Origin of the sequence: Enterobacter sp. RHBSTW-00318 (genome assembly GCF_014101375.1) — a bacterium.
GTDB classification, from domain to species: domain Bacteria; phylum Pseudomonadota; class Gammaproteobacteria; order Enterobacterales; family Enterobacteriaceae; genus Enterobacter; species Enterobacter ludwigii.
In genome coordinates this window covers 4,317,986-4,330,090 of the sequence record NZ_JABXQH010000001.1, presented here as the reverse complement: position 1 = coordinate 4,330,090, position 12,105 = coordinate 4,317,986, and the positions used below count along the sequence as shown (strand labels likewise).

Here is a 12,105-nt window from a genome sequence, read left to right as displayed (position 1 = left end):
CGCTCCTTGTATAGCGATTGCTTTACAAGCATATCATATGGATTCTGTATAGCAAAAGCTATACGGTTTTTTAAGTGCAGTGAACATACGAAAGAGTCAACTTGCAACTATTAGGTAAAGCTCTTCCTCTAAATTATTTTCCTTGCTCTGGCCGGTAATGACTCCAACTTAATGATAGTGTTTTATGTTCAGATAATGCCCGACGACTTTGTCATGCAGCTCCACCGATTTTGAGAACGACAGTGACTTCCTGCCCAGCCTTGCCAGATGCTGCCTCAGATTCAGGTTATGCCGCTCAATGCGCTGCGTATATCGCTTGCTGATAACGTGCAGTTCTCCCTTCAGGCGTGATTCATACAGCGGCCAGCCATCCGTCATCCATACCACGACCTCAAAGGCCGACAGCAGGCTCAGAAGACGCTCCAGCGTGGCCAACGTGCGTTCACCGAATACGTGCGCCACAACCGTCCTCCGTATCCTGTCATACGCGTAAAACAACCAGCGCTGGCGTGATTTAGCCCCGACGTAACCCCACTGTTCGTCCATTTCCGCGCAAACAATGACGTCACTGCCCGGTTGTATGCGTGAGTTTACCGACTGCGGCCTGAGTTTTTTAAGTGTCGTAAAATCGTGTTGAGGCCAACGCCCATAATGCGTGCACTGGCGCGACATCCGACGCCATTCATGGCCATATCAATGATTTTCTGGTGCGTACCGGGTTGAGAAGCGGTGTAAGTGAACTGTAGCTGCCATGTTTTACGGCAGTGAGAGCAGAGATAGCGCTGATGTCCGGCAGTGCTTTTGCCGTTACGCACCACCCCGTCAGTAGCTGAGCAGGAGGGACAACTGATGGAGATGGAAGCCACGGGAGCACCTCAAAAACACCATCATACACTAAATCAGTAAGTTGGCACCATTACCCATCGGGGTGTACTAATCAACGGGGAGCAGGTCAGAAGAACATGATGAACTAGCAGAGTAGTACTAGTGAGGCGATGAATACCGACAGTTAACGTGCATGTGACTTAAACGTCCGAAACCGAACGATTACGTACACCATGCCGTTGATCTGTCCGAAAGTAGGCAAAACCAGAAACGGACAGCCTGACAGTTCCGTACATCCCTTGCGGTCAGGGGTTTCCGATCAATGGAACGAAATCACCCGTTAAGCTTGAAAATCTTAACGTAGGATAATTTCCGAATTCCAAGCGGACCCCCAGAAGGATATAAAAGCCAAAATCGCCGCCCTGACCTGCGTCCATTTCGAGGTAACCGAAAACGCCGAGAATCTGCTGCATAATTCTCTTGCCGCCTGGCAGAGCCCACAGGATACCTCACTGTGGCTCGACGACTTCGGCTCCGGCTACGCGGGAATTAACGCTATTCGCGGTTATCACTTTGACTATGTGAAAATTGATAAGGATTTTTTCTGGCACCTGATGCGCAAAGAGTTCGGCCGCCAGCTGATGGATGCGCTGGTGACCTTTTTATCGCGCAACCATCATAATGTGATTATTGAAGGTGTCGAAAGCGAAGCCCATAAAGAATGGCTGCAGGGAATGGAGTGGTTTGCTATCCAGGGACATTACTGGCGGGAAGTCAGTATTGAACAACTGGTCGCCGATGATATTGCCATGTAAAAAAAGCCGGGAATTCCCGGCTTTTTAACGTCACTTAATTATAAACTAATTCCCACGTTGCCCAGCTGGTAATCGGCCCGCTGGTGGCGCTTTTCGGCGTTGGCGAAACATAGCCAACGTAATAGGTGAACAGGCCGCCGCTGACCGCGCTTTCCTGCAAACGCACCTGATTTTGCTGCGGGTCCGCCGGGACAATTTTATTACTCTTATCCAGAGTATTATTATCGTTAGTCGATAGGGCCAGATAAATATTCTGCGCTCCATCCGGCAAGGTATTGGCCAGATACCCGGCGTTTTCGTTACCGACCGCCGTCAGTAAAAAACCATCGACCCAGCGCACGCTGACCCGACGCACCTCATCCTGCGAGGCTGCCCCACCATCATGGCGCAGCTGGCAGTTTGACAGTGCCAGGGTAAACGGCTGCGGTTTCATAAACGCCCCGGCACCGCGATCGTGGACTTCCGCCAGGCTGACCGGCGCCAGCCAGACATTACCGCTGCCGGCATGCTGGCCGCCGTTTAGCGCGATGCTACAGGAAATATCCGTCACCCGCCCGGCAAAATCGACCCGTCCGCGATCGTAATTCGTCTCGAATCCCCACGCCGAGGAGGCAATAAGCGTCCCGCTTATCAGGGCCAACTGAATGAGTCGTGTGCTATTTTTATACTTTGCTGAATCACTCATACCCGCCTCCCGCATTAATCGTACGTCAGGTTAAAGACCAGGTGCGACTCCACTTCACCGGTACTGGTAGTCGGCGCATATTGATAGAAGCGCGCATGGAGAGGCAGGGTGATATAACGAGTTTCCTGGTTTTGTAATGTACCAATATTATATTTTTTGTTGAATTCCAGAGGAGTGTTGTCCTTTATAACCTGCACACCAACGCCCTTAGCAGCAGAATTTCCGGTCTTTTCGTTTAGTAGAACACCTTGATTCGCTGATGTATTTGTAGCTAATGTTCCAGAAAATGAGGTGTTAATATTTGCATAACCACTGACACTGACTCCCCCACTACACTCCAGTTTAATATCAAATGGTGTACCGCCAGCCCAGGTCCCCACCCCTTTTAAATCAGCTCGTTTAATCGTGCCTATATCGACATTCATATTTTTGCCACCTAAAATGGTACAAGAAGGTGAAACAATTGTAATGGCATCAGCATTAAGGCTGGTTTTAAGGATTGTAAATCCTGGTCCGTACTCTGTATACGGCCCACTGGCTATGGTTCCACTCCCTGTTGTGGTACTGGTCTTAATTATATCTAATGTGAATGTTGAACCTGCGAGTCTAAAGGAGGAACCTGTCGTGGTATAACTATCAGGGTAGATCATACTGATCGCCCCTTTACGTGAGAAACGTAAACCAATTCCAGGAATTGCAGTTGAATAGACTTTATTGGCCCCCTGAACCAAACCAGCAGCAACAACTTTCGCATCGAATTTCAGAGTAGTATTTATATCACATGTAACATAAATCGTATTATTATCCGGCATTGGCCATGTTTTAGTTGCAATGACACTCCCTACTGGTAAGTCCGGGCTAACAACCACGCGCCCCATAGCCATATTAATTTCATAGGCACTATTAGATTGCCAACATGATGCCCATGCTGACGTTGTCCCCAGCGCCATTAAGCCAATAAAAAGCGTCAGTTTTTTCATTAGCGACATAGCGTTTCCTTTGTTTTTTCCTGACTTAATTCCACCGAGCACTGTCCGCCGCTCCACTTAACCGTGGCCTTCGGCGCGCTGGCGTCGCTGATAAACATCATGCTGCCCTGCCCCACCACGCCGATCTCTTTCCCGGACGGACCGAATATCGTGGCGGCAAACGGTAACGGCAGGCCATTAGCCTGGCGCGCCCGCAGAGTGATGTTGTTCTGCAGCGTGGTATCGAAGGAGACCTTGACCACGCTCCCTTCCCACGGCACCACCTGCGCCACGGTACTGCCGAAGGCGACATCGTCATTGCTGCCTTTCGGGTCAATTTCAACGGAATTTATCCGGTAAGGCCGCAGATACGGCAGAATGGCGTAGCCGTTGCTGTCGATGCGGGTACCCGGCGAACCGGGCAACATCGCGCCCGCGGCATCTTTCGCTTCGATCAGCGCCATAGTAGTGCCGGTTTCCGGCGAGAATACGACGCCGTGCTGATGCGCGATTAGCGTCCCGCTGGCGCCCACGCCGCTCTGGCGATAGCCTTCGCCCTGGCTATAGCTGCCGTTCAGCGTCGTCCACGGGGTACGGTAACTGCCGTTCAGCGCCACATCGTGCTGGCCGCCAGTGGCGGTGGTCGTCGACACGCCGTAGTTAAGGTTGTTTTCGCTATCCAGCGAACCGTTGACGCCAATCTGCGAGCTGGCGAAACGCGAATTGTTAAACGCGGTATTCGATGTCAGGTTAGCGGTGCGGTTTTCACCGAACCACAGCGGGTAGCTAAAGTTGAGAGACACTCGATCGTCGCGGCGGTGGCCGGAACTATCCGGGGTATAGACGCGCTGGGCGCTGACCGACCACGAGAGCCGACCGTACATGTTGTTGTAACTAAACTGATACTGCTTTTCCGTCCCCGAACGGTTCCAGTAATCCGCCACCCGACCGCTCAGATAAAAACCGCCCCAGCCGTCCGGCAGGTTCTGGTTGACGGTAAAGGTCATCCCGTTTTTCTGGCGCCACACGGTGTAGTTGCTGTTGTAGTTCTTCTCCTGATCGACGGCGTAGAGGGCGTCGTTCAGGTTGTAGTAGCCTTTGGTGGAGTAGCGATACGCCGCCAGCACGATGCTGGTCTGGGTTTCGGTAAACATGCGGTTAAAGGTGGCGCGATAGCTTTGACCGTGCTCGTCAAGGGTATCGCTCTTCAGCCGCGAGTGAGTCACGTCGAAGGAGAGCGCGCCGATGCCGGTGTTCATCCCGGTCCCCAGCAGGAACGCCTGATAGTCATCAAATCCGGTGACGCCGGTATAGCCGGTAAACAGGTTATTTAAACCATGCTGCCAGGTTCCCTGGTAGAGCATCGGTTTATTACGCAGCGAACTATCGTCGACTTTACCGGCGGAGAGCGCGTAGCGGGTCATCCCCGGACGCAGCAGCTGCGCTACCGAGGCGTAAGGTACGCTGAATACCTCGACCGAACCATCGCCCTCTTTAACCGACACTTCAAGGTCGCTACCGTAGCCGGAAGGATAGACATCCTGCAGGGTAAACGGCCCCGGCGGCACCGTGGTCTGATAGATAATATTGCTGCCCTGGCGCACCGTCACCAGGGCGTTGCTTTGCGCCACGCCGCGAATTTCAGGGGCGTAGGAGCGCATGCCGTCGGGAAACATATTGTCATCGGTCGCCAGGTTAACCCCGCGCAGGCCGATGGTGTCAAAGAACTCGCCGTTGGTAAAAATCTGCCCGCCGCTGACTATCGAGTTAATCTGCGGAATCGGCCGCTGCAGATAGGTCTGGTTGCTGTTCCAGTGCGCTTTCCCCTGCTGCTGCTGCCAGTTCAGGTTACCGATATGCTTGAGCAGCCAGCCGTCCCACGACAGGCCCGCGTTAACGCCAAGATACGCGCTGCTGTTATCGGAACCGTTGGCCGAGGAGATATGGCTGTTCCAGGCGTTGGCCATCCAGCCTAAATTCAGCGCCGCAACGCCTTTATCCCAGAATTGCGGGCTGACAAAGTTTTTCAGGCGCTGATCTTCGTAGATTTGCGGTACGGCAATATCCAGTCTCAGGGAGGACTGAATCAGCGTGTCTTTGACGTTATCTTCGTGACGCCACTCCTGCAGGCGTCCGCAGAAGCCCTCTTTTTCGCTGAGCTGCGGATTTAATTTTTCCGGCGAAATCCCATACTGCATCAGCATCGCTTTGGTATAGCAGACGCCCATTTTGCCGTCTTTACCGGCGGTGATTTTCAGGTCGTAGCGCCCTTTCCATTCGCCGTTGGTATAGACATCAAGGGAGTAGACGCCCTCGCTGATAGCGCTGGTCGAGAAGCGCGACAGGTCGACCTTTTCGCGACTGCCGACGATAAAACCATCGTTAAATTGATAGATCGTTCCCGGGTTTTCCTGTCCGCTGGAAAATGGCGGAAAGCAGCACAGCGCGATGGCGATCGCGGTGCTTAATCTTCCCGGGCAGAATGACCTCTGCTTCATTAGCTTTTCCCTTATTTAACGGCCACTTTCACTGCGACATCGGCGCCATAGTCATTAATGTTGTTAACGGTCAGGGTTTCGCCGCGGTTGACGGCGGAGGAGAGCGCCACCGTCTGGCTGGACTGCGGCGCCAGCATCACGGTTTTACTGTTCAGGGCTTTACCGCCGTCGCGGGAAATACGGCTGACGGTAATGTAGAACGGCGTCGGGTTGTTGATGGCGAGACTACTGCCGCTGGCGGTCAGGGTCAGCTTCTCGGCCGCCGCATCGCGGTTGCCCAGTCCGGCAGGACGATAAATAAATTTAAAGCGCGAACGGATCGCCAGCTGCAGCACGTTCTGGCCTTCATTTTTCTGATTGGCCACCACCGGCGGAATTTCCAGCAGATTCAGCCACCACAGCGTCTCTTTATCTTTCGCCAGACCGGCGCTGCTACCGAGCTTAATACGCAGCGTCTGGCCGCTCTTGGCGTCAACGCGCGAAATCGGCGGGGTGATAATAAACGGGGTGGTAATGGTATCCGGTGTGGCATCGGCATCGCCGTTATCCAGCCAGGCCTGCGCCAGCGCCGGACGGTCGGCGTTATTTGAAAGCTGTACCGTTATTTCTTTTTCATTTCCTGGATAAATAAAGCGGGTACCGTTAACAATAATATTGTTGGCATGGGCCGCAAAACTAAAAATGAAACAGAAAAAAAGGGCAATACGCTTCATGCTGACCTCAGAATAAAAATACAAGCGGCGGACATTGCCGCTTTATTATTGTTATTAACTGCCCCATCGCGGGGCAGTTTTATTTTCTGACGGAATTACTGGTAAGTAATTTCGTAAGTCGCGTAGCTGTTAACCACACCGGTGGTTACCGTGGTCGGCGCGCTGGTGGCGTAGCCTACGTAGTAGGTGAAACGCGCGCCATCAGCTACAGCGGAAGCGTCGCCTTCCGCTTTCGGCTGAGTGCTGTCACCCGGGATGATTTTGTTGGTCAGCGCGGTAGCGTTATCAGTAGACAGCACCAGCTGGATGTTCTGAGCACCGGAAGCTTCGGTGTTCGCCAGGTAGCCCTGTTGTTTGCCGGTTGCGCCAGCCAGCAGGTTACCGCCGGTCCAGTTCACGCCCAGTTTGCTTACGTCATCCTGTTTAGTGTCATCAGCAGCCTGGCAGTTAGAGACGTCAATGGTGAAAGATTTCGGTTTCAGGTAAGTATCCGCTTTTGCCGCTTTAACTTCAGTCAGGGTTACCGGAGACAGGTAAACGTTCGCATCGCTGCCCTGGCCGTTAACGGAAACAGTACAGGATACATCGGTAACTTTACCGAAGAAATTAACCTGGCCGCCGCCAACAGTGGTATCAGCTGCATGGGCAGCAGTCATGCCAAAAAACGCGGTTGCCATTGCTGCAGAGAGAAGAACCTTTTTCATTGCCATTTCCTTGTCAGAGTGAATTGTGAATCAATGAGCACACTGTGAATTCGCATAGAACCAGAAACATCAGGCGATGCTGATTTATGCCACTGCTATACCGAATCAACTTGAAGATGCAGGCTTGAGAACCTGAAAATAAACTTATGTGGAACGCCTTTCGGTTGCTTGTAGCTAAAACCGTTATGGTGAAGCCATTTGTTCATACCAGAGACAGTGTAATCAAGTCCAAAAGTCTCTTTAACGTAGGCGACAATTTGATGAGTATGAGGATAGGTTCTCTCAGTCAAATGCTCGATTAGGTGCATGGTTTGAGTTGCAGAAAGCTTGCTTTGACTTCCGCCATTTTCAGGCTTAAGTTTTTCAGAAAGAACGTAGTCGCTAAGGTGACGTGCAACGGTGGATTCATGAATCCGAAGAGCTTGTGAAATCATGGTCTGACTCCAGCCTTCAGAAGCCAGCAAAACAGCCTTAATACGGTCGCAAACTCGACTATCACGTTCAATATCGTGCATTTGTTCGAGTTGCAGTTTCTGTTGAGGAGTCAGTGTAATTTTCATGGTTCGTAACATGATCCTGATTCTAAAAAAAATCAAGCATCTGAATCGCCACGGGTATAATAGAATCTTCGACTGAAGTGGTCAACAAAAACTGGCCACCGCGTTAGGGAAGGTGCGAACAAGTTCCTGATATGAGATCATCATATTCATCCGGAGCGCATCCCAGAGGGACATCATGAGCCATCAACTCACCTTCGCCGATAGTGAATTCAGCACTAAGCGCCGTCAGACCCGAAAAGAGATTTTCCTCTCCCGCATGGAGCAGATTCTGCCATGGCAGAATATGACCGCTGTCATCGAGCCGTTTTATCCCAAGGCGGGCAATGGCCGACGGCCCTATCCGCTGGAGACCATGCTGCGTATTCACTGCATGCAGCATTGGTACAACCTGAGCGACGGTGCCATGGAAGATGCCCTGTACGAAATCGCCTCCATGCGCCTGTTTGCCCGATTATCCCTGGATAGCGCCCTGCCGGATCGCACCACCATCATGAATTTCCGCCACCTGCTCGAGCAGCATCAACTGGCCCGTCAATTGTTCAAGACCATCAATCGCTGGCTGGCCGAAGCAGGCGTCATGATGACCCAAGGCACTTTGGTGGATGCCACCATCATTGAGGCACCCAGCTCTACCAAGAACAAAGAGCAGCAACGCGATCCGGAGATGCATCAGACCAAGAAAGGCAATCAGTGGCACTTTGGCATGAAGGCCCACATTGGTGTCGATGCCAAGAGTGGCCTGACCCACAGCCTGGTCACCACCGCGGCCAACGAGCATGACCTCAATCAGCTGGGTAATCTGCTTCATGGAGAGGAGCAATTTGTCTCAGCCGATGCCGGCTACCAAGGAGCGCCACAGCGCGAGGAGCTGGCCGAGGTGGATGTGGACTGGCTGATCGCCGAGCGTCCCGGCAAGGTAAAAACCTTGAAGCAGCATCCGCGCAAGAACAAAACGGCCATCAACATCGAATACATGAAAGCCAGCATCCGTGCCAGGGTGGAGCACCCGTTTCGCATCATCAAGCGGCAGTTCGGCTTCGTGAAAGCCAGATACAAGGGGCTGCTGAAAAACGATAACCAACTGGCGATGTTATTCACCCTGGCCAACCTGTTTCGGGTGGACCAAATGATACGTCAGTGGGAGAGATCTCAGTAAAAACCGGAAATAACGCCAGAAATGGTGGAAAAAATAGCCTAAATAGGCTGATTCGATGTGTTTGCGGGAAAAAAATCGGCCCAGATCCGCGAAATTTTAATCAGCGAGTCAGCTTGGGAAGAAATGACCTGCTTATTCGCACCTTCCATAGGTAAATCTCAGGCATCAATCGAGGAGTGGGCACAACCTTGAACAACAACCCTATCTTGTTGCTAAAATCAGGGTTCCAGGGATACAGAGGGGACGACGCTGACACGACGTCATTAAAGTTGGTTTTGAAATCTGTATAACACCGTCTGGTGCAACGTTGTTGATTTAACTTTCCTGAAAGATATCATCACGCCCTTAACCGGGCCCCCTCTGTAACCCAAAGCATGCTCTCACTTTACATAATAAAGGGTCATTCCTGCCGTTGCATTCCTGCAGAGGACACCATGCTCTCATCGGCGCGCCGATACACCGGCACAAGGCGAGTGGTTCCGGTAAGATTATCAAATACCTGTTTTTCCGCAGTGGTAATTCTCATTCCGGCCTTTCTCAGACGCGACACCTCAGCAGCAATCCGCTGGATCCCAAACCAGAACAGCGCATCAAGCGCGGTTACCTCCAGACCACTTAACAGAGCACGCTTCAGACGTTCCGTGGGGGGCTTAATTTCTTTGGCTATCTGCAGAAAAGGTTCCGCGGTCAATTGTGTCGCTTCCATTCGCCGTATACGTGTGGACAGATGATATTGAAAAACGTCAGGTACATCGCTCAAATCGGACTTCACGCTCCAGACACAGCCAAACCGTTTCCCGTTAAAAATGACATTCTTCTGGCTGAGCTGCAGTTCATCACGCAAGCCGGCAATTAACTGAGGTGTCCGCACGAGCAACAGGCGGAAAGGCAGCTCAAAGCTGGTAACGTAATCGACATTGGTCAGGGCAATACGCAGACGCGCCTCGGCCCCGGCCTGGATCGCCTTGCACTCGCTTAAAACGTCGGCCCACTGACGGGTAAGACGCGGAGGTTCATTCGCCTCGGTAAATCTGTATTTTTCAATCTGATAATCGATTTGCTCTGTCACCCGCTTTTCCCTGTCAGTCACGTTTTAGCCGCTAAAGAGAATTTAGCAGCACAGGTTATTATGCTCCAGAGGTGATGTGCAGTGATTGAACCCTCATTTATATGGGTTATGTTATTCCGTATTACAATTCCACTGCTTTGCTCCACAGACCCTCTTCTCTTTCAGGCAACCATCATGAAACAAATCACGCTCTCCGATTTGACGCAACAAAGTGAAGCGGCGGCTAACGCCCCGCGTTTACGCGCGCATCGTAACTTTCATCCTGAACTGAGCGACCCGGTTCAGCGACTGGCCATCGCGATGGAACCTGGCACCTATGTTCGCCCTCATCGTCATCCGCATACCTTTGAGCTGTTACTTCCCCTTCGCGGGCGTTTTGTCGTGCTGAATTTTGACGACCAGGGCGTCGTCACCCGTCGCGTCGTATTAGGTGAAGCGTGTATGGCGCTGGAGATGGAGGCGGGAACCTGGCATGCCGTACTGTCACTGGATCATGGCGGCGTTATTTTTGAAGTTAAACACGGTGGCTATCAACCGGTGGCTGATGAGGATTTCGTTACCTGGGCCCCCGCCGAGGGAGAGCCCGGTACAGCCGCGCTGATGGCATGGTATAAACAGGTACAGCCTGGCGATGCGGCCTGGAAAGCATAACGACTGCTTTCAAAATATCCAAACAGATGCCGTCGCGCATCTGTTCTGGTTTATAAAAACAGAAAAATCAAAGACCTTTCGAATTGCCGCTTTTTTAATCAAGAACGAGTAATAGCACATACCGTATAAAGGGTGCTACATTATACCGCCCACCCAACGTCAGCAATGGCCAGGCAACGCCGTAAAGATCGGTAAAGCCTGCAACCATGACCTTGTACTACGGTCTAACAGGTACGTGGTTACGCAATGCGTGACTTTCACCGACTTTATATAGGTTCCCATTATTTTGTCACAATCCAAATTCAAACGCGCGTTTCTGCACCCGCGTTACTGGTTCACATGGTTTGGTCTTGGCGTGCTCTGGTTACTGGTTCAGCTTCCTTATCCCGTAATCCGCATTCTGGGCTCCAGGCTTGGCAGCGCATCGCGCCACTTCCTTAAACGTCGTGAGTCTATTGCGCGTAAAAATCTCGAACTTTGCTTTCCACAGTACAATGCGGAACAGCGCGAAAAACTGATTGCTGAAAACTTTAAATCTATCGGCATGGCTCTGCTTGAAACCGGTATGGCATGGTTCTGGTCTGATGAACGTGTTCGTAAATGGTTTGATGTGGAAGGCCTGGATAACCTGAAACGTGCCCAGTTACAAAACCGCGGCGTGATGGTGGTCGGCGTTCACTTTATGTCTCTGGAACTGGGGGGTCGCGTCATGGGGCTTTGCCAGCCGATGATGGCAACCTACCGTCCGCACAACAGCGCCGTGATGGAATGGGTGCAGACACGTGGTCGTATGCGCTCGAATAAGGCGATGATCAGCCGTAACAACCTGCGCGGCATGGTTGGCGCACTGAAAAAAGGTGAGGCCGTCTGGTTCGCACCGGACCAGGATTATGGGCGTAAAGGCAGTAGCTTCGCTCCGTTCTTTGCGGTGAAAGATGTCGCCACGACCAATGGTACCTTTGTGATTTCACGTCTTTCCGGTGCCTCCATGTTGACCGTCACGATGGTCAGAAAAGCGGATAAATCAGGCTATCGCCTGCATATCTCCCCTGAGATGGCTAACTATCCGGAAAACGAAGGCGAAGCCGCTACGTTCATCAATAAAGTTATCGAAATGGAAATCATGCGTGCGCCTGAGCAATATCTCTGGATGCATCGCCGTTTCAAAACACGCCCTCTTGGCGAAGCCTCGCTGTATATCTAAATTCCAGAAGGTTAGTTTCGTTAAGAAACTAACCTTTTCAATGACCTGTAATCACCCTGTGTACTGTCTTTCTTTGCGTCGCTCAAAGTGAATTTATTGCGTTCTGAAATCAAACTGTCGCCGTTCCACGACACCCGTAAGTGACGGAAATTATTTAAAAAAATCCCTCTTGTCACCCCCCATTTTTAGGCGTACATTAGCGCCGTCTGGCAACAGGAAAGCACAGAATTCTGAGCGGGAGTCGGCGGTATTACGGG

General features: G+C 51.7%; 11 protein-coding genes and 2 pseudogenes. 4 read left to right on the top strand and 9 right to left on the bottom strand.

Going from position 1 to position 12,105, the window contains the following annotated elements; translation table 11 throughout:
- Nucleotides 1-168: 168 nt before the first annotated feature.
- A protein-coding gene (locus tag HV157_RS21325; protein ID WP_249420797.1) for an IS1 family transposase occupies nucleotides 169-866 on the bottom strand; the annotation gives its coding sequence in 2 pieces (ribosomal slippage) (nucleotides 169-617 and nucleotides 617-866; 699 coding nt in all).
- Nucleotides 867-1,130: 264 nt separating this feature from the next.
- Nucleotides 1,131-1,298: a hypothetical protein gene (locus tag HV157_RS21320; RefSeq protein WP_153247013.1), complete on the bottom strand. Its 168-nt coding sequence runs from the start codon at nucleotides 1,296-1,298 to the stop codon at nucleotides 1,131-1,133.
- Here HV157_RS21320 and mkrJ point away from each other — a divergent pair.
- Nucleotides 1,218-1,640: pseudogene (gene mkrJ, locus HV157_RS21315) on the top strand (phosphodiesterase MrkJ); the annotation flags it as partial. The gene HV157_RS21320 and the pseudogene mkrJ overlap by 81 nt on opposite strands.
- Before the next feature lie 34 nt (nucleotides 1,641-1,674).
- Here mkrJ and mrkF read toward each other — a convergent pair.
- The 6 genes and pseudogenes from mrkF to HV157_RS21285 all read right to left on the bottom strand — a co-directional run.
- The gene (mrkF, locus tag HV157_RS21310; RefSeq protein WP_059362884.1) at nucleotides 1,675-2,325 is read right to left on the bottom strand and encodes a type 3 fimbria minor subunit MrkF; all 651 of its coding nucleotides are present in this window, start codon (nucleotides 2,323-2,325) and stop codon (nucleotides 1,675-1,677) included.
- A 14-nt stretch (nucleotides 2,326-2,339) separates the two neighbouring features.
- Complete coding sequence (locus HV157_RS21305; RefSeq protein WP_059362873.1) at nucleotides 2,340-3,314, bottom strand: fimbrial protein; 975 nt, start codon at nucleotides 3,312-3,314, stop codon at nucleotides 2,340-2,342.
- Nucleotides 3,305-5,791, bottom strand: coding sequence for a fimbria/pilus outer membrane usher protein (locus tag HV157_RS21300; RefSeq protein ID WP_058659872.1), 2,487 nt, complete (start codon nucleotides 5,789-5,791; stop codon nucleotides 3,305-3,307). Before HV157_RS21300 ends, HV157_RS21305 begins: the two co-directional genes overlap by 10 nt.
- Nucleotides 5,792-5,802: 11 nt before the next feature.
- Entirely contained in the window at nucleotides 5,803-6,504 is a 702-nt protein-coding gene (gene mrkB, locus HV157_RS21295) for a type 3 fimbria chaperone MrkB (RefSeq protein ID WP_000820818.1), read from the bottom strand.
- A gap of 95 nt (nucleotides 6,505-6,599) precedes the next feature.
- On the bottom strand, nucleotides 6,600-7,208 hold the full coding sequence (gene mrkA, locus HV157_RS21290; RefSeq protein ID WP_182268920.1) for a type 3 fimbria major subunit MrkA: 609 nt from the start codon (nucleotides 7,206-7,208) through the stop codon (nucleotides 6,600-6,602).
- Nucleotides 7,209-7,351: 143 nt separating this feature from the next.
- A pseudogene (locus HV157_RS21285) lies at nucleotides 7,352-7,768 on the bottom strand (winged helix-turn-helix domain-containing protein); the annotation flags it as partial.
- A 175-nt stretch (nucleotides 7,769-7,943) separates the two neighbouring features.
- On the opposite strand from HV157_RS21285, the gene HV157_RS21280 reads away from it, so the two are divergent.
- On the top strand, nucleotides 7,944-8,924 hold the full coding sequence (locus tag HV157_RS21280) for an IS5-like element ISKpn26 family transposase (RefSeq protein ID WP_000019445.1): 981 nt from the start codon (nucleotides 7,944-7,946) through the stop codon (nucleotides 8,922-8,924).
- A gap of 400 nt (nucleotides 8,925-9,324) precedes the next feature.
- On the opposite strand, the gene HV157_RS21275 is transcribed toward HV157_RS21280, so the two are convergent.
- On the bottom strand, nucleotides 9,325-9,993 hold the full coding sequence (locus HV157_RS21275; RefSeq protein ID WP_163304562.1) for a helix-turn-helix domain-containing protein: 669 nt from the start codon (nucleotides 9,991-9,993) through the stop codon (nucleotides 9,325-9,327).
- Between the two features lie 174 nt (nucleotides 9,994-10,167).
- On the opposite strand from HV157_RS21275, the gene HV157_RS21270 reads away from it, so the two are divergent.
- Both HV157_RS21270 and lpxP read left to right on the top strand, forming a co-directional pair.
- A complete protein-coding gene (locus HV157_RS21270; protein ID WP_047366497.1) occupies nucleotides 10,168-10,644 on the top strand; it encodes a WbuC family cupin fold metalloprotein in 477 nt (158 codons plus the stop codon).
- 283 nt (nucleotides 10,645-10,927) lie between these two features.
- Nucleotides 10,928-11,848, top strand: a complete 921-nt coding sequence (lpxP, locus tag HV157_RS21265) for a kdo(2)-lipid IV(A) palmitoleoyltransferase (protein WP_025203512.1) — start codon at nucleotides 10,928-10,930, stop codon at nucleotides 11,846-11,848.
- Nucleotides 11,849-12,105 lie beyond the last annotated feature (257 nt).

Bases quoted from the DNA above. Each gene is read 5' to 3' on its own strand.
- HV157_RS21270 (WP_047366497.1), top strand. From the start codon at position 10,168: ATGAAACAAATCACGCTCTCCGATTTGACGCAACAAAGTGAAGCGGCG.
- mrkF (WP_059362884.1), bottom strand. From the start codon at position 2,325: ATGAGTGATTCAGCAAAGTATAAAAATAGCACACGACTCATTCAGTTG.
- mrkA (WP_182268920.1), bottom strand. From the start codon at position 7,208: ATGAAAAAGGTTCTTCTCTCTGCAGCAATGGCAACCGCGTTTTTTGGC.
- HV157_RS21300 (WP_058659872.1), bottom strand. From the start codon at position 5,791: ATGAAGCAGAGGTCATTCTGCCCGGGAAGATTAAGCACCGCGATCGCC.
- mrkB (WP_000820818.1), bottom strand. From the start codon at position 6,504: ATGAAGCGTATTGCCCTTTTTTTCTGTTTCATTTTTAGTTTTGCGGCC.
- HV157_RS21320 (WP_153247013.1), bottom strand. From the start codon at position 1,298: ATGCAGCAGATTCTCGGCGTTTTCGGTTACCTCGAAATGGACGCAGGT.
- HV157_RS21305 (WP_059362873.1), bottom strand. From the start codon at position 3,314: ATGTCGCTAATGAAAAAACTGACGCTTTTTATTGGCTTAATGGCGCTG.
- HV157_RS21280 (WP_000019445.1), top strand. From the start codon at position 7,944: ATGAGCCATCAACTCACCTTCGCCGATAGTGAATTCAGCACTAAGCGC.